Source organism: Paenibacillus sp. Z6-24, from assembly GCF_054161335.1.
The window spans coordinates 1901600-1923425 of sequence record NZ_CP096398.1 but is presented as its reverse complement, the minus strand read 5'-3'; the positions used below and the strand labels follow the sequence as shown (position 1 = coordinate 1923425).

Annotated in this window: 18 protein-coding genes and 2 pseudogenes; 3 read left to right on the top strand and 17 right to left on the bottom strand. The window is 50.9% G+C overall.

Features of this window, described 5'->3' with window-relative positions; translation table 11 throughout:
- Window positions 1-380: 380 nt before the first annotated feature.
- The 3 genes and pseudogenes from M1D61_RS08455 to M1D61_RS08445 form a co-directional block, all read right to left on the bottom strand.
- Window positions 381-1724, bottom strand: a complete 1344-nt coding sequence (locus M1D61_RS08455; RefSeq protein ID WP_458121947.1) for a TldD/PmbA family protein — start codon at window positions 1722-1724, stop codon at window positions 381-383.
- A gap of 4 nt (window positions 1725-1728) precedes the next feature.
- A complete protein-coding gene (locus tag M1D61_RS08450; RefSeq protein WP_458121946.1) occupies window positions 1729-3117 on the bottom strand; it encodes a TldD/PmbA family protein in 1389 nt (462 codons plus the stop codon).
- 279 nt (window positions 3118-3396) lie between these two features.
- Window positions 3397-3541: pseudogene (locus M1D61_RS08445) on the bottom strand (transcriptional regulator); the annotation flags it as partial.
- 227 nt (window positions 3542-3768) lie between these two features.
- Here M1D61_RS08445 and M1D61_RS08440 point away from each other — a divergent pair.
- Window positions 3769-5277: a M14 family zinc carboxypeptidase gene (locus M1D61_RS08440; RefSeq protein ID WP_458121945.1), complete on the top strand. Its 1509-nt coding sequence runs from the start codon at window positions 3769-3771 to the stop codon at window positions 5275-5277.
- 86 nt (window positions 5278-5363) lie between these two features.
- Window positions 5364-6239 carry a DNA/RNA non-specific endonuclease gene (locus M1D61_RS08435; RefSeq protein WP_458121944.1) on the top strand — a complete coding sequence of 292 codons (876 nt, stop codon included), beginning with the start codon at window positions 5364-5366 and terminating at the stop codon, window positions 6237-6239.
- A gap of 218 nt (window positions 6240-6457) precedes the next feature.
- On the opposite strand, the gene M1D61_RS08430 is transcribed toward M1D61_RS08435, so the two are convergent.
- The 9 genes and pseudogenes from M1D61_RS08430 to M1D61_RS08390 all read right to left on the bottom strand — a co-directional run bounded on the left by M1D61_RS08430 (window position 6458) and on the right by M1D61_RS08390 (window position 15233).
- Window positions 6458-7360 (bottom strand): alpha/beta hydrolase family protein, encoded by a 903-nt coding sequence (locus M1D61_RS08430; RefSeq protein WP_458121943.1) that lies wholly within the window; start codon window positions 7358-7360, stop codon window positions 6458-6460.
- A gap of 121 nt (window positions 7361-7481) precedes the next feature.
- Window positions 7482-8000 (bottom strand): annotated as a pseudogene (locus M1D61_RS08425) (tyrosine-type recombinase/integrase); the annotation flags it as partial.
- Window positions 8001-8288: 288 nt separating this feature from the next.
- Window positions 8289-9113, bottom strand: coding sequence for a purine-nucleoside phosphorylase (locus tag M1D61_RS08420; RefSeq protein ID WP_458121942.1), 825 nt, complete (start codon window positions 9111-9113; stop codon window positions 8289-8291).
- Between the two features lie 33 nt (window positions 9114-9146).
- Entirely contained in the window at window positions 9147-10343 is a 1197-nt protein-coding gene (gene deoB, locus M1D61_RS08415; RefSeq protein WP_458121941.1) for a phosphopentomutase, read from the bottom strand.
- A 28-nt stretch (window positions 10344-10371) separates the two neighbouring features.
- A complete protein-coding gene (gene xerD / locus M1D61_RS08410; RefSeq protein WP_458121940.1) occupies window positions 10372-11271 on the bottom strand; it encodes a site-specific tyrosine recombinase XerD in 900 nt (299 codons plus the stop codon).
- A 122-nt stretch (window positions 11272-11393) separates the two neighbouring features.
- A complete protein-coding gene (gene fur / locus M1D61_RS08405) occupies window positions 11394-11870 on the bottom strand; it encodes a ferric iron uptake transcriptional regulator (RefSeq protein WP_458121939.1) in 477 nt (158 codons plus the stop codon).
- Window positions 11871-12139: 269 nt separating this feature from the next.
- Window positions 12140-13324 (bottom strand): endonuclease Q family protein, encoded by a 1185-nt coding sequence (locus M1D61_RS08400; RefSeq protein WP_458121938.1) that lies wholly within the window; start codon window positions 13322-13324, stop codon window positions 12140-12142.
- Window positions 13321-13887, bottom strand: a complete 567-nt coding sequence (locus tag M1D61_RS08395; protein ID WP_046214966.1) for an NUDIX domain-containing protein — start codon at window positions 13885-13887, stop codon at window positions 13321-13323. The genes M1D61_RS08400 and M1D61_RS08395 overlap by 4 nt, the downstream gene beginning before the upstream one ends.
- A gap of 218 nt (window positions 13888-14105) precedes the next feature.
- Window positions 14106-15233 carry a M20/M25/M40 family metallo-hydrolase gene (locus M1D61_RS08390; RefSeq protein ID WP_458121937.1) on the bottom strand — a complete coding sequence of 376 codons (1128 nt, stop codon included), beginning with the start codon at window positions 15231-15233 and terminating at the stop codon, window positions 14106-14108.
- A gap of 166 nt (window positions 15234-15399) precedes the next feature.
- Between M1D61_RS08390 and prli42 the strand changes: the two genes are divergently transcribed.
- Window positions 15400-15495 (top strand): stressosome-associated protein Prli42, encoded by a 96-nt coding sequence (prli42, locus tag M1D61_RS08385; protein ID WP_458121936.1) that lies wholly within the window; start codon window positions 15400-15402, stop codon window positions 15493-15495.
- On the opposite strand, the gene lipB is transcribed toward prli42, so the two are convergent.
- The 5 genes from lipB to lpdA form a co-directional block, all read right to left on the bottom strand.
- Window positions 15472-16182: a lipoyl(octanoyl) transferase LipB gene (lipB, locus tag M1D61_RS08380; protein ID WP_458121935.1), complete on the bottom strand. Its 711-nt coding sequence runs from the start codon at window positions 16180-16182 to the stop codon at window positions 15472-15474. The genes prli42 and lipB overlap by 24 nt on opposite strands.
- A gap of 194 nt (window positions 16183-16376) precedes the next feature.
- Entirely contained in the window at window positions 16377-17792 is a 1416-nt protein-coding gene (locus M1D61_RS08375) for a dihydrolipoamide acetyltransferase family protein (protein WP_458121934.1), read from the bottom strand.
- 72 nt (window positions 17793-17864) lie between these two features.
- Window positions 17865-18848 carry an alpha-ketoacid dehydrogenase subunit beta gene (locus M1D61_RS08370; RefSeq protein WP_046214962.1) on the bottom strand — a complete coding sequence of 328 codons (984 nt, stop codon included), beginning with the start codon at window positions 18846-18848 and terminating at the stop codon, window positions 17865-17867.
- Complete coding sequence (locus M1D61_RS08365) at window positions 18848-19876, bottom strand: thiamine pyrophosphate-dependent dehydrogenase E1 component subunit alpha (protein WP_458121933.1); 1029 nt, start codon at window positions 19874-19876, stop codon at window positions 18848-18850. The genes M1D61_RS08370 and M1D61_RS08365 overlap by 1 nt, the downstream gene beginning before the upstream one ends.
- Window positions 19877-20219: 343 nt before the next feature.
- Window positions 20220-21638, bottom strand: coding sequence for a dihydrolipoyl dehydrogenase (lpdA, locus tag M1D61_RS08360; protein WP_458121932.1), 1419 nt, complete (start codon window positions 21636-21638; stop codon window positions 20220-20222).
- Between the last annotated feature and the right edge of the window lie 188 nt (window positions 21639-21826).

Below are 21826 nucleotides of genomic sequence, written 5' to 3'. Positions count from 1 at the left end.
GGTATTATAAACCAGAAGATGAATGTAAAGCAACTTCTTATTGTTAAGCCTGTGTTTTCACCGTGATAGTTCAGTAATTAGTTTAATAGATGTATGTATTACCATGACGTATTAGGAGGAGATTTACTCAACCACTCAAATGATGAACCGATTAAATCATTAAATATTTAACGTTTATCGGTTTATTCTATTGAATACGGATGATGATAGTAAACAAAGCACCTTCTTCATCAGCATCATAGAGCTCTATCCAAGCACGGACATACGAAAAGAGCTAAAGCTCCATAACAGCAGCTTTAGCTCTTTTATCTTTTCTCACTACTTACTACTTCTCCTCACTATTCACTACTTACTGCTCATTTCTTACTTTCTACTTCATTTTACGCTCCCGAAATCGACAGCGAGCGAACCTTGAGCGATGGCGAGGTGCAGCTGCCGGTGAAGCGCAGGTCATTGCCCAGCTCTTCCACCTCACTGAGCAGATCGTAAAAGTTGCCGGAGACAGTAATCTGATTGACAGGGCGACTGATTTTGCCGTTTTCGATCAGGTAACCGAGGCAGGCGAGCGAGAAGTTGCCGCTTGTCGGGTTGGTACCGGCGTGCAGTCCCTGCAGCTCGGTGATCAGGATGCCGCGTTCGGTTGACGCGATCAGCTCATCCAGACTGCGTGTACCTGGCGCAAGGTAGAGATTATGGTACGACACGCCGATTTTGCCTTTGTATCCGCCTTTGGAAGCATTACCGGTCGTCTCCAGCCCTACCTTGGATGCTGTTTTGCGGTTGTGCAGGAAGGTCATCAGTGTTCCTTCCCGGATCAGTTCATTGCGGCGCGCAGCCACACCTTCGGCATCGAATATCGATGCTCCCGGGACACCCGGCATCAGCGGATCGTCGATCAGCGTAATATTGCTGCCTGCGATGCGCTGACCGAGTTTGCCGACGAGGCTGGAGAAGCCTTTTTCCACATTTTCCGCCGAGAAGATTGAAGCATGGGTCTGCAGCAGATTGGAGGCGGCATCTTCGCGCAGGATCACCGGATAATTATCTGACGGTACAGAAGAGGCACCCAGCTTGGATACGGTCTCGTTTACAGCACGGACAGCAATTTCTTCCAGTCGGATATCCGAGAAGTCGGTCAGGGAATAGTCGAACCAGCCCCCGCTCACCGTCTCCTGCTCTTCACCAGCCAGCAGATACACACTTACACTGCCGATACTGTCCTGCTGATGGCAGTGCAGCCCTTTGGTATTGGCAATCAGCAGTTCATGCTCACGCACACTGGCAGCACTCTGGCGTACCATCGTGATCCGGTTATCCTTTTCCAGTACGAGACGCTCCACCTGCTGGGCCGCTTGGATAAGTCGTTCGGGATCGGTCTGCATGAGCGCAGCAGAATAGGTCTGCAGCTGTGGATACTCTGCTGAACCGGCGAAAAGGTCAGCTTCATCTTCTAATTCCAGTACAGCTGCGTTGCCTTCGGCTTCTTCCAGCAGAAAAGGGATGCTGTCTGCGGCAATTTTCTCTGTAAATGCATAACCCAGCTTGCCGCCAATCGTGCCGCGGAAAGATAATCCGTTCGTCTCCGCGATCCGGTAGGTATCTACCTCGCCTTTGCGTATCGCTATGGAGATGGCACGGCTGCCGGAGTAGTAGATTTCCATATCGGTGTAACCGTATTCCTGTCCCTGGCGGAACAGCGTTTCCTGAAACTCAGTAATATTCATCTGCTTACTCCCCCTTTCTGCCTCCGATGGTCATTTTGGATACACGCAGTGTCGGCTGGCCGCAGTTCACCGGCAGACTGCCGCTGACCGAGCCGCACATGCCCTGCCCGTGATCCAGATTGTTGCCGACCATATCGATATGTTGCAGCGCTTCGAGCCCTTTGCCGATCAGGGTGGCACCTTTGACCGGTTCGGCAATCTGGCCGTTGCGGATGATGTACGCTTCATTGATGGCAAAGTTGAAATCACTGGTCGCTGTATTGACCGAGCCACCGCCGAGCGACTTGGCGTAGATGCCGTATTCCGTATTCGCGATCATCTCTTCGCGGGTCGAGCTGCCTTCACAGATAAAGGTATTGTTCATCCGTGATGCCGGAGCAAATTTGTACGACTGGCGTCTGCCGGAACCGGTCGGCGGCATATTCATGCGGCGGGAACCGACTTTGTCGATCAGATAGCCTTTGAGAATACCGTTCTCGATCAGTACGTTGCGCTGGGTCGGCATACCTTCATCGTCAATATTGAGCGATCCCCATGCATTCGGAATCGTGCCGTCGTCCACCGCGGTAACGAGCGGCGAAGCGATCTGCTGGCCGAGCTTGCCGGCGAATACCGAAGCACCGATCCCGACCGCGGTCGATTCCAGACCATGACCGCAGGCTTCGTGGAACAGAACACCGCCAAATCCATTTTCGATTACGACAGGGAACTGCCCGCTTGGTGCATAACCCGCCTGGACCATCGTACCGGCGATCCGCCCGGCTTCCCGTGCTTCGGCCTGGATATCCATCTGCTCCAGCAGCTCCAGTCCGGCATAGGCTCCCGGTCCGCGGAATCCGGACTGCCGCTGGGTTCCATCCACGGCAATTGCGCTCATACGCATCCGGGTGTAGGTGCGGGTATCTTCCGCCCACAGTCCATCGGAGTTCGCGATCAATACATTTTGCTCCCAGTTCAGGATACCGACCGAGGTCTGCTCGATCAGCGGATGAGAAGTTTTGAGCGCTTCATGTGCCTGACGCATCAATTCAATTTTGCGGGCATTTTGCGAGGCTGAAGGACGCTGCAGGATAGGATGACGATCTTCGAACTGCACTTTATCAAAATTCAGTACAAGGTCACCGGAAGATCCTTTGAGCGCGCGGGCTGCTTTGCGGGCGGTATCTATGAGATGCTCCTCCTGCAGATCGCTCGTATACGCATACACTGAGAACACGCCCTGCAGAATACGGATGCCAACTCCATAATCGCGTCCGGACAGCGCGCGTTCCACCACGCCGCCGAGCATGCCCAGATCACGGTCGGTACGATCTTCCACGAACACTTCGGCAAAATCACCCCCGCTTTCCAGCGCAGCATTTAATATTTTCTCTACAAGTGCAGGTTGCAGCATAGTATCCCTCCTGAATAAGTGATGGTAGGCGAACAGGCTTGATATGTAAAGAAACAGACTGGCCGCCCTTCAGGCAGACGCTGTCTTTCTGTTCACCATCTTGATTCCATATTGTACCATTAACATTGCCCGCTTCCTAACCGGTTCTCTTTTATGAGGATGCGCTGGTTTTATCCGTTTTCTCGCGGAATACAAAATACAGCGCAATACACATCAGTACCATGTTGCGTCATCAGAAATGTCGCCGTCGCTCCAATAATAAAAATTGTAGTATGTACTCTCCAGTTCACCTGCACATACGCCGCCCTTGATGCTGACCTCCTTGGGCAGATGTGCTTGCTGTTTTAGGTTTTTATCCAGTTTCTCCAAGCAACCTCAATATATTGAGACGTATCTTGTTGGAAAGGGCCTTGAAGCTATTGATTTCATTGCAGCTGCGACGCCAGATCTATAGCCTGTTTGCATTACAACCTACAATCATTTTAATTGTACCAATCGCGAACTTTAAATATTATTATAAGTCATATATTGATATAATTGTTAAAAGCTGCTACCATCCTTTTCTCACTCTATACTACATCCCTCTTCCCTTCATCCTGCCATGGTGATTAGCAGCCGGCACACACATCATGAACACCAAGGAGGATTGTTTTGAAAAAAAGTATACTGCTCAACCTGTCCATGCTGCTGATTCTGCTGAGTGCCATCGTTCCCGGTCAGGCAGAAGCACGCAGTGGAAATGTGGTAGATCCGTCCGCCACCTATACATATGCCAGACTGACAAGGGATATCGAGTCGCTGGCCCGCAAGTATCCGGATATTATCGAGTATCGTTCGATCGGCCAAACCCGTTATGGTCGGGAGATCTGGGCGGTAGGTCTCGGTCGCAGCGAAGCGACTCTATTTATCAACGGCTCCCATCATGCCCGCGAATGGCTGACAACTACGCTCAATATGTACATGATCGAACAGTATGCGGCTGCCTACAGTGCCGACCGTAAGTTTGAAGGTTATGATGTACGCACCATTCTGGACAAAACCAAAATCTGGTTCGTCCCAATGGTCAATCCGGATGGTGTGACACTGCAGCAGCTGGGACTCAGTCCGTTTCCCGCTTCTGTACATCAGGCGCTTATACGCATGAATGGCGGCAGTCGAAATTTCAAACGCTGGAAAGCCAATCTGCAGGGAATCGACCCGAATCGCCAGTACGACTCGTACTGGTCCACCCTGGAAGCGAATGTCCCTTATCCGTTCTGGCGAAATCACAAGGGAACCGCACCGGTACAGACGTTGGAAAATAAAGCGATGGTGGCGTTCACGTACGAGATTGATCCGCAGATTGCCGTGTCGTATCATTCGGCCGGACGCATCATTTACTGGAGCTTCCATACGCTGGCGGCCAATCTTCCGCGGGACAAGCGGCTGGCCCGTATTTTCAGCGACCTGACCGGCTACCGGCTCATGCCGCAGCGCAGTGATTCCTCCGGCGGCGGTTATACGGACTGGTTTATCACAACGTTTAAACGGCCGGCCTTTACCCCGGAGATCGGCATCAAGCCGGGGGAGACGAATCTGCCGGTATCCGCCTTTGCCGAAGAATGGCGACGCAACAAAAAAGTCGGACTGTGGCTCGCACAGGAGAGCTATTCCCTCTGGGCAAAAAAGAATGCCGTACCGGCTCAACGTCCGTCTGCATCATCAAAAGTCAGCGTATGGATCGATGGACAGCAGCCAGCCGAGGCGATCCCGGCTTTCCGTGAAAATGGCGTTACTTATGTAGCTTACAAGCCGCTGCTGACCCATTATGGATTCGTACCGTTCTGGGATCAATCTACGAAGACCGTCACAGCTACTTCCAGTGCGGGAGGAACAGTCAGCTTTACGCTGAACAGCCGATATGCCCAACTGAACGGCAAGACGATCACGCTCAGCGCACCGCCGAAGATGGCGGACAATGTCATCTATGTACCGGCACGTCTGATCAGCCAGGTAACGGGAGCGATGCTGGATGTTGATACGACAGATAACAGTCTGCGCTTCACAAGTCCCGAAGTGAATCCGGCTCCGGTTGACAGCAGCCTGCAGCAGGAAGCCGGAACAGGTAGCAACGCTGCTCCAGCTGGCGACACGGTCGGTTCGTCCACCTACGGAAAATGATCTGACTGGACATGCGGCAGGTTATAACTCCCTTAATTTGGATACTTAATATATGAGTTCTACTATAATTCAAGGAGGCTGGTACAATGGCATCGCAGGATGAACGCTATGAAGATGAGCATCAACGTGTAGGTGAGGTATTGAGCACGGCTTGGTATGATACCGCGGACGGTTATGATCGCCAATTTCTGGGTGAGCAATACGAAATTCCGCATCCTGGACTGAGCCCGGAGTTGACGAAAGATGTGGCTCCGCTCCACAATGGCTCCATTATTCTCGATTATACCCATTTCTCCATTGTCATGAGTCGTTCACGCCGATTGGCTATCTATACAGTCGTGAATATTGATGGCAGCCAGCTCCAGGATGCCGGGCGATCGGATAAATGGCGGTATGATTCCCGGATGGATAAGCAGTATCAGAGCGGAGATGAGATCTACCGGGATAATGATCTGGATCGCGGTCATCTCGTTCGGCGGCGTGATCCGATCTGGGGCAAGGATGCGGACCGGGCAAATGTGGACACGTTTCACTTTACCAACTGCGCGCCACAACACAAGGATCTCAACCAGGACACCTGGCTCGGCCTCGAAGATTATATTTTGGAGCATGCCCGCAGCAACAAACGCAAAGCGACTATTTTCACCGGTCCGGTGTTCCGTGACAATGATATTGCCTACCGCGGCATCCAGCTGCCGGAGGAATTCTGGAAAGTCGCTGCCATTGTCAAGGATAACGGTCAGCTGTCTGTCACCGCCTATCTGATCTCGCAAAAAGGACTGCTGCGCACCATGCAGACCGAAGACGAACTTGGTCCGTACAAGACGTATCAAGTCAAAGTAACCCATATCGAACAGCTGACCGGATTGGACTTTCGCCATCTGCGTGAACATGATGCCTATCCAACGGAAGCAGTGGCCGAAAGCTTTACGATTGAGAGCGTGCAGGATATTCGGGTGTAGAACGTGACAATCACAACTTGACACCGATGCGATATAGTCTGAATTCAAACACCAAAAAAGAGCCTGTGGAATTGATTATCAAGACCTAATTAAAAAAGATGGACAAATTAAAGGGTTATGCATATTAGTCATCTCTAATATGCACAACCCTTTCTTCTTTTACTAAGTCCCTGTTAGTTGAATAACGGGGATTTATTTTATAAATTTTTATTAATGCTCTAAGTGTTTTTTAATAAAAAAGCTAAAATATCTGAGTTCATTTTGTCCTGGAATCTATCTCTATTAAATCCGATTGGATCTTGGGACGGGAGGAACGAAGCATTTATCATATGCTTTGGGAATGGGCTTAAGAATGAAAAATGTCCTGCATTCTCAATCACTCTATGCTTTACCTTCTTACGATCAGGTACTCCGTTTAAAATAATTTCTGCATGAAAATAAGGAGTAAATTTATCCTTTTCTGCAACGAGCATTAAAATTGGTATATTCACCGCTCTTAATGCACCTTCAGTTTTAAACCAAACAGACGCAGGTGCTAAGAGAACCAATGACTTAATTCTTGGGTCAGGTCGGGTATGGATAAGATGGGGTTGATTATCAGAAGATTCATGAGGGAATGAAGATGGTATACCTCCCGCCGCTGCCAGTGCTGTATATCCACCCATAGAATGCCCGATCAACGAAACCGAAATAGGTTTTAGGAATCTCGCAAATTTTTTACTATTGAAAAACCACTCGATAGTCATAGATGCGTGCCTTGGTCTGATGGTCAGATTTTTTATTGTTCCCTCCAATGAGTTATCATTACGATTATTGAATGGGTGTTCAGGTATACCTACAATAAGACCATTACGTGCTAAATAACGGGCAAGATTCCGATAACCCCAAGGAGTACCACCCGTTCCATGGGAGATTAAAACTAAAGGAAAAACACCATTTTGAGGTATAGCATCCCTTGATACATTCAAGGTATAGGGGCCAAAACTTTCCTTTGCTTCAGGAATTTCTGTTGGATACAAAACGTGCAATGGAAATGTAATTCCCAATTCTTCATCAAAAACTTCAACCTTTTGGTATCCAGCAAAGGTTGTATTGTTAGCTGTATCTATATCTTTATTCACTATAATTCATCTCCTTTGTTGAATCCTTCAATATCCTATTTTACCAGATTTCATTTAACCAAACCGCTTTGTTAGTTGAAGAAGAATGATTCATTTACATTTACCAATCAATCACTATTATGAGTGTGTTTACTTTTTTTCGTGGCTCTTTTAACTTCAGTATTGTTCTGATTGATGGCTTGTCTTTATTGATGTGATGCAAGAAAAATTTATAATAGGTGTGTCCCCTGTAAATATTTGCTTCATCAACTTTTCCATCATGTCATTTTGTACCTCTTCATTTCTGTAAAGGTAGTCATAGAAGTTCGCTATTACTGTAATGGTAAGGTTAATTTTTTTCGTTCGCTTTGCTTTCTCTTGTTCAAAAGGAGTGACATTTGATCTCTGATAAGGGCTTCTTAACCATCCCACAAAATCAGCTAAATCTTCTAATCGAATTAATGTGTAATCCTTCTTTTCCTTTTCTAAGTAGGCAAAGAAATGCTTCAATAAACAACAATATGCCTTTGAGTATTGGGGCTTTTCCTGTCTTACCTAAATACCTTATATATTTCATCACTGGCATTACAGAAACCCTCCCTTGATCCAGTAATATGTATCTCTTTCTCTTATTCTCTATGAGAACTTCTTGTACCCTGATAGCACACTATTCCTTAAAGATAATAACGCTCTATTTAAAGACCTCACTACGCCTCCTGCTGTAGGCTATGTTCCTCACTAAAAGAACATATGTTCCTGTATATTGTATGCATGGTATACGATATTTTCAACATCTAATTAATAAATCTAATATGCAAAAGAAAAGAGGATATATGCTCATATATTGAACATAATATCCTCTTATTAATTTAGTCTATTTAAATAATCCACAGGCTCTTTTTGCTATCATTTCTACCAGATGATTCTCTCTCATTCCCGATCTGGAAATTTACATTTGCGGGATAACAGCCAGTACCAGCTTCAGGAACTGGTCACGTACACGATCGGCGGTCTCCATGACTTCATCATGAGACAGCGGCTGGTCGAGAATACCTGCCGCCATATTCGTAATGCAGGAGATTCCCAGCACTTCGATACCGGCATGACGGGCTACGATCGTCTCGGATACCGTCGACATGCCTACAGCATCCGCGCCAAGCGTACGCAGCATCACGATCTCAGCCGGTGTCTCGTAGGTTGGGCCGAGCAATCCGGCATAGACGCCCTCCTGTACTTTGAGTCCCTGCTGTGCAGCGGTGTCCTTGAATACCTGGCGCAGACGGCGGCTATAAGCTTCGGACATATCCGGGAAGCGTACGCCCAGTGCCGAATCATTCGGTCCGATCAGCGGATTGCGGCCAGTCAGGTTCAGATGGTCGCTCAGTACCATCAGATCGCCAGGCTCATATGACGTATTCACGCCGCCTGCCGCATTGGTCACGAGCAGGCTGGATACACCCAGTTCCTTCATGACACGTACCGGGAAAGCTGTTACTTCCGGGCCATACCCTTCATACATATGAAAGCGGCCTTTCATCATAACGACCGGACGCCCCTGCACTTTGCCAAGCAGTAGTTCGCCATCATGTCCTTCTACCGTGGACACCGGGAAATGCGGAATACTGTTGTATGGAATGGATACTCCCTCCTCGACCAGCTCGGCGAGTACGCCCAGGCCGGAGCCGAGAATAAGTCCCACTTCCGGAGTCAGGTCACTCTGACTGCGGATGTAGTCTGCTGCTGCTTTAATGGTTGCTTGGTTAATCGTTGTCATTTATTGATTTCCCCCTTCAAATAGAAAACCTGTTTATTTCAAAAGATTCAGGAAGCTCTCCCCGTGCATCACTCTGCCGGCGCTGAAATTGTCGGCAATCGTGGCACCCAGATCACTGAATGTCTCACGAATACCCAGATCACCGGGCGATGCAAGTGCCGGGCTGTAGACCAGCAGCGGCACATATTCCCGAGTATGATCGGTGCCTGCATGGACCGGATCGTTACCGTGATCCGCTGTAATGATCAGCAGATCCTGCTCGCCGATCTGCTCCATCAGCTCCGGCAGCGAACGGTCAAAAGCTTCCAGTGCCTGCGCGTACCCTTGCGGATCGCGGCGATGTCCATACAACGAATCGAAGTCCACCAGATTGGTAAACAGCAGGCCATGGAAATCCTGCTTCAGCTGCTCCAGCGTCACCTGTACGCCATGCTCGTTGCTCTTGGTCGGATAAGAGGATGTTATGCCTTCGCCGGTGAAAATATCATTGATTTTCCCAACAGCGATTACATCACAGCCTGCATTCTCCAGCCGGCTCAGTACCGTAGGCTCCGGTGGACTCACCGCATAATCATGTCGATTCGATGTGCGGGTGAAGTGACCCGGTTCGCCCTTGTACGGACGTGCGATCACACGTCCCACTGAATGCTCCGGCTCCAGCGTCAGTTCACGGGCCACTTCGCAGGCAGCATACAGCTCTTCCAGCGGAATTACATCCTCGTGAGCGGCAATCTGGAACACACTGTCTGCCGACGTATAGACGATCCAGGAACCGGTCCTCATCTGCTCTTCGCCGTATTCATCCAGTATATCGGTACCGGAAGCTGGCTTGTTACCGAGCACACGGCGGCCTGTCCTTTTCTCAAACTGGGTGATCAGATCCTGTGGGAACCCATTCGGGTATGTATTGAACGCGGTCCCAATATTCAGACCCATCAACTCCCAGTGTCCTGTCATCGTATCCTTGCCAACCGAAGTCTCAGCCATTTTGCCGTAGTAGGCCTGCGGCTGATCGACAGCCTCCAGCGGCGGGAGCGCTGTAATATTGGCGAGTCCAAGACGCTGCAGATTCGGCAGCTGTGTGCCTGATACCTGCTCGATAATATGTCCCAGCGTATGGGCGCCCTTATCTCCAAACTTGCCGGCATCGGGCAGTTCACCAATACCGACGCTATCCAGTACAATAACGCAGATTCGTCTAAAACGTGATTGCTGTTCGATTTCTGTCATGACTCATGCCTCCTATTCGGTAGATGAATCAGGTTGCATTGGCACGCGGATGATTAGCCTCATACACATCCTTCATATTCTTTCTGGATACCTGGGTATAGATCTGAGTCGTGGAGATGTCGGCATGACCGAGCATTTCCTGTACCGAGCGCAGATCCGCCCCATTTTCCAGCAGATGGGCAGCAAAGGAATGCCGCAGCGTATGCGGAGTGATGGCGGTCTCAATTCCGGCTTCCCGGGCATACTTTTTGATGATTTTCCAGAAGCCCTGGCGGGTCAGCCGAGTGCCGAGCTGATTCACGAAAAGCGCCTGCTCTTCCGGATGGTTCCGGATGAGCTGCGGGCGGCCTTCTTCTATATATTCACCTACACGCTTGACGGTGACACCGGTAATCGGAATGATACGCTCTTTGCCCGAGCTGCTAGCACAGCGCAGGAACCTCAGATCGAGCCGTACATCTTCTACATTGACCGAAATCAGCTCGGAGACGCGGATGCCGGTAGCATAGAGCAGCTCCAGCATGGCTCGGTCACGCCGGCCCTGCGCCGTATACGCTTCCGGGGCATCCAGCAGACGCTCCATTTCTTCAACAGTCATGACGTGAGGCAGACGTTTCTCCGCTTTGGGTGCTTCCATATGTATAGACGGGTCCTGCTGAATGATCCCTTCCCGGACGAGATACTGGCAAAATGAACGCAGCGAAACGGTCATCCGGGTAATGGTGGATGACGCTCTGCCGATCTGGCGCATTTCTCCCAGGAACAGGGCAATATGTGTCTTGCGGATCTGATCCGGCTCTGTCAGATGACGCTGCCTGGCAAACTCCAGAAACTGATTCAGGTCCCGCTGGTACGATTCCAACGTATTTCGGGACAGTCCTTTTTCCTCGGTCAGATAACGGATAAATCTCTCCAAATAATCACTCACTGGAAATCAGCCTCCTTTGCAGTCACTTGGTGATATCTCTGTCTATGGACAGGCGGTTATGGCAAAAAGACTCCCTCCCGAACAGCCAAACATCGGGCGAGAGTCTCTGGTATCCAATTCAGTTATTCAGTTCCATTGTCCTGGCCGCCGTCCTGCTGCTCTTTGTCCTTGCAGCGATAGCAGACTCCATAAAAATCGAGCCGGTGGTCCAGAACCGAGAAATCGAATTCCTTGTCCAGTCGCTCCTCGAGCGGTCCCAACCAGTCTTCGCGGATCTCGTCCATACTTCCGCATTGCACACAAATCAGATGATGATGATGGTGCTTGCTTGTATCGGTACGCAGGTCGTAACGTGCGACACCGTCGCCGAAGTTAATTTTCTCCACGACATGCAGTTCACTCAGAAGCTCGAGGGTACGGTAAACGGTGGCCAGACCGATTTCGGGAGCCTTTTGCTTCACGAGCATAAATACATCCTCGGCACTCAGATGATCTTCTTCGTTCTCAAGGAGCACTCGGACGGTGGCTTCCCGCTGGGGTGTTAATTTGTAACCTTTGGATTGTAATTGATGTTTGATTTTATCGATCCGTGCTTCCATTTTTGCCCTCCCCCTGTGGAAATCACTGCATCGCTTGAATGCTCACTCCAATTATTATAGGGGGAGTTCCAAGACAAAGTCAAACTTTTTAGTACACTTGCACAGCATTGTTGCCTCTGGGCAAAACCTGTTCATTTCCCTGCTGTACCGCATAATGCGAAATGGCAAAACCGGCAAAGATAAAGCCTGTTGTCTCCTCTCGTGCAGAAAGGCAACAGCACTTCTTCTTTGCCGGGATATGGTGTACAACAATGTTCCTTATTCAGCCTTTATCCGGTAACGACTTTGCCATACGTACCGCCGCCGCCTGCAATGAGCGTCAACTCACCGCTGCGGGCCAGTTCGATATAACGGGCAATCTCGGCTCCCACCGCCGCTTCCAACTCGTCGCGGGATGTGTCATGCAGAATGCTCATCTCGGTGCCAAACGCTTCCAGCAGTCGGTTCATTTTGGCAGGTCCCAGACCGGGAATAAAAGCAAGCGGAACCTGATACCGATATGGCGGCCGATTTGCAGGCGGCTGGGGCTCGTCCCGGTCGGCGATGCCGAGAATCCGGTCCAGTACGCCTATCGTCAGCTTCGTACTTCCGCAGTACGGGCAGCGTTCCAGCGCCGGCTCGTCTTCATGGATAATATGTTCGCAGTTACTGCAGTAGGTACGGTGATACTTGCCCAGTCTCGGGTCGAGGCCATAGTTGGCTTCAATTCCTCTGCCGTTATGACCCTGCAGTACATGACAGAACTCGTCAAAGCTCGCCTCCTGCATCCGGAATACATTATATTCCCGGCCAATCTTGCCGAGGGAATGAGCGTCCGAGTTGGTCAACAGCGGATAAGGGTCCAGCTCGCTGAGATAGCCGGCCATCGTCGTGTCGGCACTCAGACCGAGCTCGCCACCATCGATCTTGTCCATATCCAGCACATCGCTCATCCGCGGCGTAACACTGCCATAGATGCCTTTATGCGGAGTGAACATATGCGCAGGGATGAACAGTCCATCCCGCTGCCTTACCTGCTGCTGAAGTTCCCGGTACGAGACGTACAGACGCTGGGAGCTGAGCTGCAGATTTTTCATATGCCCGCTCATCCAGCGGCTAAAATCAGTCATCCGCTCCAGATCACGGAAATAGACAAGCACATGCGCTTCCTGATACCCGGGCTCCCGAATCTCGATCTCCGAGCCGAGCAGAATTGTCGTGTCCCCATATACAATTCCGCCGCCGGGAGATTCCACCATTTCGCCGGAAGCGATATAACGACGGATATCCTGCTGCACTCCCGGTGAGTGACAATCGATAATACCGATCAATCCAATACCTTTACGCTGGGAAGACTCTTTGGCTATGTTGGCAAAAGTCAGGTTGCGGCTGCCGCTGATCTTGACCGGCTGGCCGTCCTCACTGCGCCCGATATGGATATGCAGATCGGCGTAAACCCGCTGCAGGGAACTCATTGTCCCGGCTGGGCTCCCAATTTGAGCAGCTGCCAAGCCTGCACGGCCATAATCGTCTTGGCATCGCTCATGCGTCCGTCACGGATTTGCTCAAATGCTTCTTCCAGCGTAATCTCGGTTACTTCCAGGAATTCGTCTTCATCCAGCTCCGCTTCGCCTTCGGTCAGTTCATCCGCCAGATAGAGGTGAATGATCTCATCGGCAAATCCCGGTGACGTATAAAAGGAGAACAGCAGCTTCATGCTTTTGGCGGTATAGCCGGTCTCTTCCTTGAGCTCACGGTTGATTGCATCTTCCGGCTTTTCGCCTGGATCAAGCTTGCCGGCAGGAATCTCCACCTGGGTGCGTCCCAGCGGCTGGCGGAACTGCTCCACCACGATCATGCGGTCATTATGGATAGCCAGCACAGCGACCGCTCCCGAGTGCTTGACCACTTCGCGCTTGCTTTCCTCGCCGTTTGGCAGCTTAACGGTATCGACCTGTACGGAAATGATTTTGCCTTTGTAAATGGATTCCGTAGACAGCGTGATTTCATTCAGTTGTTTATTTTTGTTTTCAGCCATTATATTCCCTCCATTGCATGAGTAAAAGTAAACGTTCTGCCGATATGGATCATATCTGGATCTGCAGGACATTTCGATTTGGTTCATTGGGATCAGCTGCAGCTTGCAAAAGATACAACTCTAACTCTTTACACATTTTTATGCTTTTTTAGACAGAAGGGCTGACAATTCCGTACTTTCATTATGAACGAAAAGTTATCGATAAAGAGAAAACAGGGCTATTGCCGCGCGGTCTCGCGTACGATCTCGATCACCAGACGGGCTGCATTAATCAGCTCATTGCGGTGAATGCGCTCACTGGTCGTATGAATCTCTTCGTAGCCAACCGCCAGATTGGCTGTCGGTACGCCCATGCCGTTGAATATGTTGGCATCACTGCCGCCACCGGTATGGAAAATGTTATTCGGCAGACCGAGATTTGCCGCTGCACGCTGAGCCAGCTGTACAACCGCGTCTTCTTCCGTGAATTTGAAGCCCGGATAGACGATCACACTCTGGAACTTGGCAGTGGCGCCAAAGTCAGCACATGTATTTTCCAGTGATTCCTTCATCGCAGCGAGCTGCGCTTCCACTTTCTCGTGGACAAGGCTGCGCGCTTCGGCTTCCAGACGGGCATAGTCACATACTACATTTGTCGCGCCTCCGCCTTCGAATTTGCCAATATTGGCTGTGGTCTCGTGATCGATACGGCCCAGCTTCATACGCGAGATCGCTTTACCGGCCACCTGAATCGCACTGATGCCGTCTTCCGGATTTACTCCGGCATGAGCGGACTTGCCGTAGATCTCCATGACGATACGTGCCTGTGTCGGTGCCGCTACTGCGATCGTACCTACCGCTCCATTGGAATCCAGCGCATAACCAAAGTCCGCGTCCAGCAATCCCGGGTCCATTGCCCGTGCGCCCATCAGTCCAGACTCTTCGCCTGCTGTGATGACCAGCTGAATCTGGCCGTGCGGAATATTCTGTTCCTGCAGCACCCTGATCATCTCGAACAGCGCAGCCACACCCGCCTTGTCATCCGCTCCCAGAATAGTGTCGCCTTCGCTCGTGATCCAGCCTTCGCTGTCTATGACCGGCTTGATCCCGATGCCCGGTTTCACTGTATCCATATGGGAAGTGAAGAAAATTTTCGGGATCGGCGCGTCCGTATTCGGAGCAAGGGTAGCAATCAGATTGCCTGCTCCATGTCCGGTACGCAGAGACGATTCATCCTCAATAACGGTAAATCCAAGCGCCAGCAGCTTCTCAGTCAGGCGGTCGGCAATAATGCGCTCCTGCTTGGTCTCACTGTCGATTTGTACAAGTTCCATGAATTCTTCGATTAATCTGCTTTCGGATACCACAATGATTCGCTCCTTTGGATGGTTGTCACATTAATTTCACTTTGTCCCTATTATTATCTGTCCAAAATCTTTGCAAAACGCCTGTGCAGTCGGTATGATAAAAATGATTATTTATTTTACCAATACACGTCCGCTCTATATTGAAAAGATAAAGGAGTCATCAGAAATGCAACAGAAAAAATGGTTTCGTACTTTTATTTATCTGATGCTGATCGCCATGATCGCATCCGTGCTGTTCTCAATCATTCAGCCTCTGCTGTAAGTTTGCCTCATATTCCGGCTGCTCATATTCAAAATGACGCATAAAATGCGGCACAATCTCCTGTGCCACCTGCTCCACCGTATACGAGCGGCCGGTAATATCCTCCAGTGAAGTGACCCCGTACTGCTCGATCCCGCATGGAATGATTCCTGTGAACCCCTCCTGCTGAATACCGGAAGCAATATTAAAAGCAAACCCATGACTTGTAATAAAGCCTTTACGGTTACGGCATTTGTTGAACTTAATACCGATCGCAGCGATCTTCAGATCGCCGACCCATACACCGGTATATTCTTCCTTGCGTCCGGCCACGATCCCCTGATCGGCCAGATAATCGATAATGACCTGTTCTAGAGTACGTAAATAACGATGCGGATCAATGCCTTTGGCCGCGTCAAGCAGCAGAATCGGATAACCGACCAGCTGACCAGGGCCATGATATGTAATATCTCCTCCGCGGTCAATCTGAAACAGGGCAATTCCCCGCTGTCTCAGTTCCTCTTCGCTCCACAGCAGATGCTCGGGATGACGCTGCGAGCCGATCGTATACGTTGGCGGATGCTGAAGCATCAGCAGCTGCTCTCCCTGTTCACCTTCGTCAATACCACGTACAATTTCCTTTTGTTTGTCCCATGCGGCTGCGTATTCCATCAGCGGCGTATAGGATACCTGAATCGTTTTCCCCATCAACAAAGCACTTCCTTCCCTGATGATTCATCCTGTCATGTCGGCTTATCCCGGATGATAAGCAAAAGGCCGACAAAACCGTTACGTTTGTCAACCTTTACATACCTGTTATGCCTATTCATGAATTCATTTCATTCAAAAGGGCAGGCAGCAACCTGCTGCCTGCTTTATTTCAATGTAACGCAAACCGGAGCTTAATACAACTTGGTCTCCATATTGTAGCCTTCCAGATTGTCCTTCACCCGCTGCAGGAAACGACCGCAGATAACGCCGTCCAGGATACGATGATCCAGAGACAGACACAGGTTCACCATCGAGCGGACACCGATCATATCATTGATCACGACCGGACGCTTCACGATCGATTCAAATGTCAGAATCGCCGCCTGTGGATAGTTGATAATCGGATAGGACAATACGGAACCAAAGGAACCGGTATTATTGACGGTAAATGTGCCACCCTGCATATCATCCAGCTTGAGCTTGCCTTCTCGGGTACGACGCGCCAGATCTTCGATCTCATGTGCCAGACCGGCAATGTTCTTCTGATCGGCACGCTGGATAACCGGCGTCATCACCGAATCTTCGGTACCGACAGCCAGCGAGACGTTAATATCGCGCTTAACGATAATTTTGTCCACGGCCCAGACGGAGTTCATAATTGGATAATCCTTGATCGCATTGACAACCGCTTTGATCAGGAAAGGCAGGTAGGTCAGTGTAATGCCTTCACTGCGCTTGAATTCCTCTTTGAGCTTGTTGCGCAGCATGACCAGATTGGTCACATCCACTTCGATCATCGTCCATGCATGAGGAATTTCGGATACGCTCTGGCGCATATTGCGAGCGATCGCGTTGCGCAATGGAGTGACATTGATCAGATGCTCTCCACGTGCCGGTGCACTCTCAGCCTGCTCCAGCTCGATTTTCTGAATCGCCGGCGTCTCGCTCAGGTGCATGCCGGAATTGCGAACCGCATAATCGGTCGTGGACGCAGCAGGTTCCGACTGTGCTGCAGGAGCGGATGGTGCAGCAGGCTGCTGAACGGCAGCAGCTTGAGCTGTCCCATTCTCCAGCGCTTTGAGTACATCGCGGCGGGTAATGCGTCCACCTGCACCCGTACCCTGAATCAGAGACAGATTGAGTCCATGCTCGGAAGCAAGGGATTGCACGGCTGGTGAGTAACGACCGGCCATTGCACCCGCTGCTGCTGCAGGCTCGGACTGCTGCTGTGGAGCAGCTGTATGCTGTACGGGAGCTGCCGTCGATATGACAGGCTCCGATTGCTGCGCTGGTGCAGCGGCTGGTGCCGGTGTGGAGGCAGCTGCAGGAGCAGAAGCGCTTTCTGCGGCGCCGGCTTCCGTATAGATCTGGCAGATCACTTCACCGACAGCCACTTCCTGTCCTTCGGCTGCTAGATGTTCACCCATAATCCCCTCCAGCACGGAAGGAATCTCGGCGTTTACTTTATCCGTAATAACTTCACAGATCGGTTCGTACTGATCGACGGATTCACCGGGCTGTTTGAGCCATTTGGCGATTGTGGCGGATACCAGCGACTCGGCGAGCTGCGGCATCACGACATCGGTCGGATTTCCTTTTTGGGACATTATATTCACTCCTAAAAGCTGCCGTTCCCCGGTTGGACCGGTCTGACGGCAGCTGTTTTGATAGATCGGATATTAAAAAAGGGCCAGATCACGCATCGCTGCTTTTACTTTATCCTTATTCAGCATATACGCTTTTTCCTGCGGCGGGTTAATCGGCATTGCCGGTGCATCCGGACCTGCCAGACGGCGGATTGGAGCATCCAGATCGAACAGGCATTCTTCCGCGATAATGGCAGCGACTTCACCGCCGACACCACCGGTCAGATTGTCTTCATGGACGATCAGTACTTTGCCGGTACGGCGGGCTGCATCGATAATCGCCTGGCGATCCAGCGGCTGAATGGTGCGCAGATCCAGTACATGACTGGTAATACCTTCCTGCTCCAGCTCTTCGGCAGCCTGCATAATAAAGTGCAGCGGCAGACTGTAGCTGATGACTGTAATATCATCGCCTTCACGCAGCAGATTGGCTTTGCCTAGCGGTACGACATAATCGTCTTCAGGCACATCGCCCTTGATCAGCTTGTAGCATTTTTTATTTTCAAAAAAGAGCACAGGGTCTGGGTCGCGAATGGCTGCCTTGAGCAGTCCCTTGGCATCATAAGCCGAATAAGGCGCTACGATCTTGAGACCGGCGGTTCCAAAGAACACCGATTCCATACACTGGGAATGATACAATCCGCCGAAGATACCGCCGCCGATTGGCGCACGTACGACGATCGGACAGCTCCAGTCATTGTTGGAACGGTAACGGATTTTGGCCGCTTCGCTGATGATCTGATTGGTCGCCGGAAGCATGAAGTCCGAATACTGCATTTCCGCAATCGGCTTCATTCCGTACATGGCGGCACCAATAGCTACGCCTGCGATCGCAGACTCGGACAGCGGAGTATCCATAACGCGGTCTTCCCCGTAGATTTCCTGCAGTCCCTTGGTCGTTGTAAATACGCCGCCTTTGACGCCTACGTCTTCACCGAGTACAAATACATTTTCGTCCAGCGCCATTTCTTCCTTCATCGCCAGGCGAATCGCATCGATATATTCCATCATAGCCATTACTGAACATCCTCCCCATCCCCTGCAAATACGTGCTTCAGCAGGTCATCCGCGCTCGGATAAGGAGCTGCGTCCGCATATTCCGTCGCTTCTTTCATAATTTCGGTGCATTCTTTTTGCAGGGCCTGATCCTGCTCTTCGTTCCAGATGCCGCAGTCGATCAGATACTGCTTGTATTTCGGCAGACCATCCTTTTCCCAGTTGGCGTCGACTTCTTCCTTGGTCCGGTAAGCCAGATCGTTATCCGAAGTGGAGTGCGGGGACAGACGATAGACCATAGCCTCGATCAGCGTTGGCCCTTCGCCACGAATCGCACGCTCGCGCGCTTCCTTGACGGCCGCATATACTTCCAGTACATCGTTGCCATCGACCCGGATACCCGGGAAGCCGTAACCGAGTGCACGGTCACTGATCTTGCCGCTGAGCTGCTTGTGTACCGGTACGGAGATGGCGTACTGGTTATTCTCACACATGATAATGACCGGCAGTTTATGTACGCCGGCAAAGTTGCAGCCCTCATGGAAGTCTCCCTGGTTGCTTGAACCTTCGCCAAAAGTAACGAACGATACCAGTTCCTGCTTCTTCATCTTCGCCGCCAGCGCAACGCCAACTGCATGAGGAACCTGTGTCGTTACAGGGCTGGAGCCTGTTACGATTCGCAGACGCTTGCTTCCAAAGTGACCCGGCATCTGGCGGCCGGCACTGTTCGGATCTTCCGCTTTGGCAAATGCCGACAGCATTAGGTCGCGTGCAGTCATGCCAACAGACAGCACGAATCCATAGTCACGGTAATACGGCAGAAAATAATCCTTTTCCCGGTCCAGTGCAAAAGCCGCGCCTACTTGAGCCGCTTCCTGACCTACGCCGGAGACGTGGAAATTAATTTTACCTGCGCGCTGCAGCAGCAATGAACGTTCATCGAACTTGCGCGCCATCATCATATATCGATAAATTTCAATAGCCTGGGCATCGGACAAGCCGAGCTTCCCGTGCCGTGTTTGTTGGTCAATAGTACCTTCTGCTTTCATTACAGGTACCTCCTTCATAAATGACGGAGAGAACAGGGTTCTCCCTCTTAACTGTCTACCAGCATTACGATGTATTACATCGTTTATAGTAAAGGTTACACGCCCATGCAGTCATTGCGCAAATTCACGGCGGAAATGCCTGTCCGCCTATATCCTCTGCCCGCTTCCGCATGGTCCATCATAAGCAGTGAACAGCAACCATACAGTGCTTATGTCTGCTTGTCTTAAAACCTGGTACTAAGACTTGAGCATAACCTTATTATAATCACATCTGCACGAAAAAGAAAAGATGGATTTCTCCAGTCTGACGATTGGAAGTCCATCTTTCCTTTTTTATTCACTTTTACATGCCGATCGCTTTGCCATCCACCGCCAGCATCGCTTCGCCCATAATCTCGGCCAGTGTCGGGTGCGCATGCACCGTCTGTCCGATCTCCCAAGGCGTGGCATTAAGGAACTGCGCCAGTGCAGCTTCGCTGATCAGGTCTGTCGCCTGCGGACCGATGATCTGTACGCCGAGCAGATCATTCGTATTGCGGTCAGCGATAACTTTGACGAATCCATCGCTTTCGCCGTATACGAGCGCCTTGCCGATCGCCTGGAAAGGAAACTTGCCGGTCTTCACATCCAGTCCCTGTGCTGCAGCTTCCTTCTCGGTAATACCGACACTGGCCACTTCTGGACGTGTATACACACAGCGGGATACCTGGGCCGGGTTGTAATGAGTCTCTTCGCCACAGATATGGTTCACCGCTGTAATGCCTTCATGGCTGGCTGCATGAGCCAGCTGCAGACCGCCGATCACATCACCGATTGCATAAATATGCGATTCGCTCGTCTGCATGTTTCCATTTACCTTGATAAATCCATTCTCCACGCGAATGTCCGTGTTCGCGAGACCAATCGTCTCCACATTCGCCTGACGTCCAACCGACAGCAGCATCCGGGAAGCGGTCAGTTCTATCGTCTGCTCCTGATGCACCAGCTGAATGGTGAACTGCTGCTCACCCGGCTGGTACGAATCCAGCTGCAGGACCGCGCCTGTATAGATGGTAATGCCGCGCTTTTCCATCAGCTTGCGCAGTTCGCGGGCCACCTCTTCATCTTCCAGCGGCAGAATCTGCGGAGCGGCCTCGACAACCGTAACCTGTACGCCAAAGTCATGCAGCATGGAAGCCCATTCCATGCCAATAACGCCGCCACCGACGATCAGCATCGAAGCAGGCAGCTGCTTCATTTGCAGCGCATGATCGCTGTTCAGAATCAGGTGTCCATCCGCTTCCAGACCCGGCAGGGAGCGTGGACGGGAGCCAGTGGCAATGATCAGGTTTTTGGAGACCACCGTCTCCATTTCGCCATCTTCCAGTTCTACGGCTACTGCGCCGCTCTGCGGGGAAAAGATCGACGGACCGATAACGCGCCCCTGTCCCTGTACGATTCTGATTTTGTTTTTGCGCATCAGATATTGTACGCCTTTATGCAGCTGATCCACGATCCCCTGTTTGCGGGACTGTACCCGGTCAAACTGCAGCGAGACCTGTTCTGCCGCTACGCCGTACTGTTCGCTATCCTGCATCAGTGCGAACACCTCGGCACTGCGCAGCAGACTTTTGCTCGGAATACAGCCGCGGTGCAAGCATGTGCCGCCCAGCTTGTCCTGCTCGATAATGACTACATCCTTGCCCAGCTGTGCCGCACGGATGGCAGCTACGTATCCTCCGGTTCCGCCGCCCAGTACCGCGATATCACAATTAATCGTCATAATGAATATTCACTCTCTTTTCCTGAAGTCTTAACAGCTGTTGTATATTATACACGCTTCAGCAGAAGCAGCGTGTCCGCACCTTTTTGAAATGTAAATTCGGCAGGAATCTCCTGCATCTCCCAGCGGCCGCAACCACCTTTTCCACATAAGCAACCCGTTCACTTTTCAAATTGACCAGCGGGAAA

Excerpts from the sequence above, each read along its gene's own strand:
- M1D61_RS08455 (WP_458121947.1), bottom strand. The coding sequence starts at position 1,724 with ATGAATATTACTGAGTTTCAGGAAACGCTGTTCCGCCAGGGACAGGAA.
- M1D61_RS08450 (WP_458121946.1), bottom strand. The coding sequence starts at position 3,117 with ATGCTGCAACCTGCACTTGTAGAGAAAATATTAAATGCTGCGCTGGAA.
- M1D61_RS08435 (WP_458121944.1), top strand. The coding sequence starts at position 5,364 with ATGGCATCGCAGGATGAACGCTATGAAGATGAGCATCAACGTGTAGGT.
- M1D61_RS08420 (WP_458121942.1), bottom strand. The coding sequence starts at position 9,113 with ATGACAACGATTAACCAAGCAACCATTAAAGCAGCAGCAGACTACATC.
- deoB (WP_458121941.1), bottom strand. The coding sequence starts at position 10,343 with ATGACAGAAATCGAACAGCAATCACGTTTTAGACGAATCTGCGTTATT.
- fur (WP_458121939.1), bottom strand. The coding sequence starts at position 11,870 with ATGGAAGCACGGATCGATAAAATCAAACATCAATTACAATCCAAAGGT.
- M1D61_RS08400 (WP_458121938.1), bottom strand. The coding sequence starts at position 13,324 with ATGAGTTCCCTGCAGCGGGTTTACGCCGATCTGCATATCCATATCGGG.
- M1D61_RS08395 (WP_046214966.1), bottom strand. The coding sequence starts at position 13,887 with ATGGCTGAAAACAAAAATAAACAACTGAATGAAATCACGCTGTCTACG.
- prli42 (WP_458121936.1), top strand. The coding sequence starts at position 15,400 with ATGCAACAGAAAAAATGGTTTCGTACTTTTATTTATCTGATGCTGATC.
- lipB (WP_458121935.1), bottom strand. The coding sequence starts at position 16,182 with ATGGGGAAAACGATTCAGGTATCCTATACGCCGCTGATGGAATACGCA.
- M1D61_RS08375 (WP_458121934.1), bottom strand. The coding sequence starts at position 17,792 with ATGTCCCAAAAAGGAAATCCGACCGATGTCGTGATGCCGCAGCTCGCC.
- M1D61_RS08370 (WP_046214962.1), bottom strand. The coding sequence starts at position 18,848 with ATGGCTATGATGGAATATATCGATGCGATTCGCCTGGCGATGAAGGAA.
- M1D61_RS08365 (WP_458121933.1), bottom strand. The coding sequence starts at position 19,876 with ATGAAAGCAGAAGGTACTATTGACCAACAAACACGGCACGGGAAGCTC.
- lpdA (WP_458121932.1), bottom strand. The coding sequence starts at position 21,638 with ATGACGATTAATTGTGATATCGCGGTACTGGGCGGCGGAACCGGAGGA.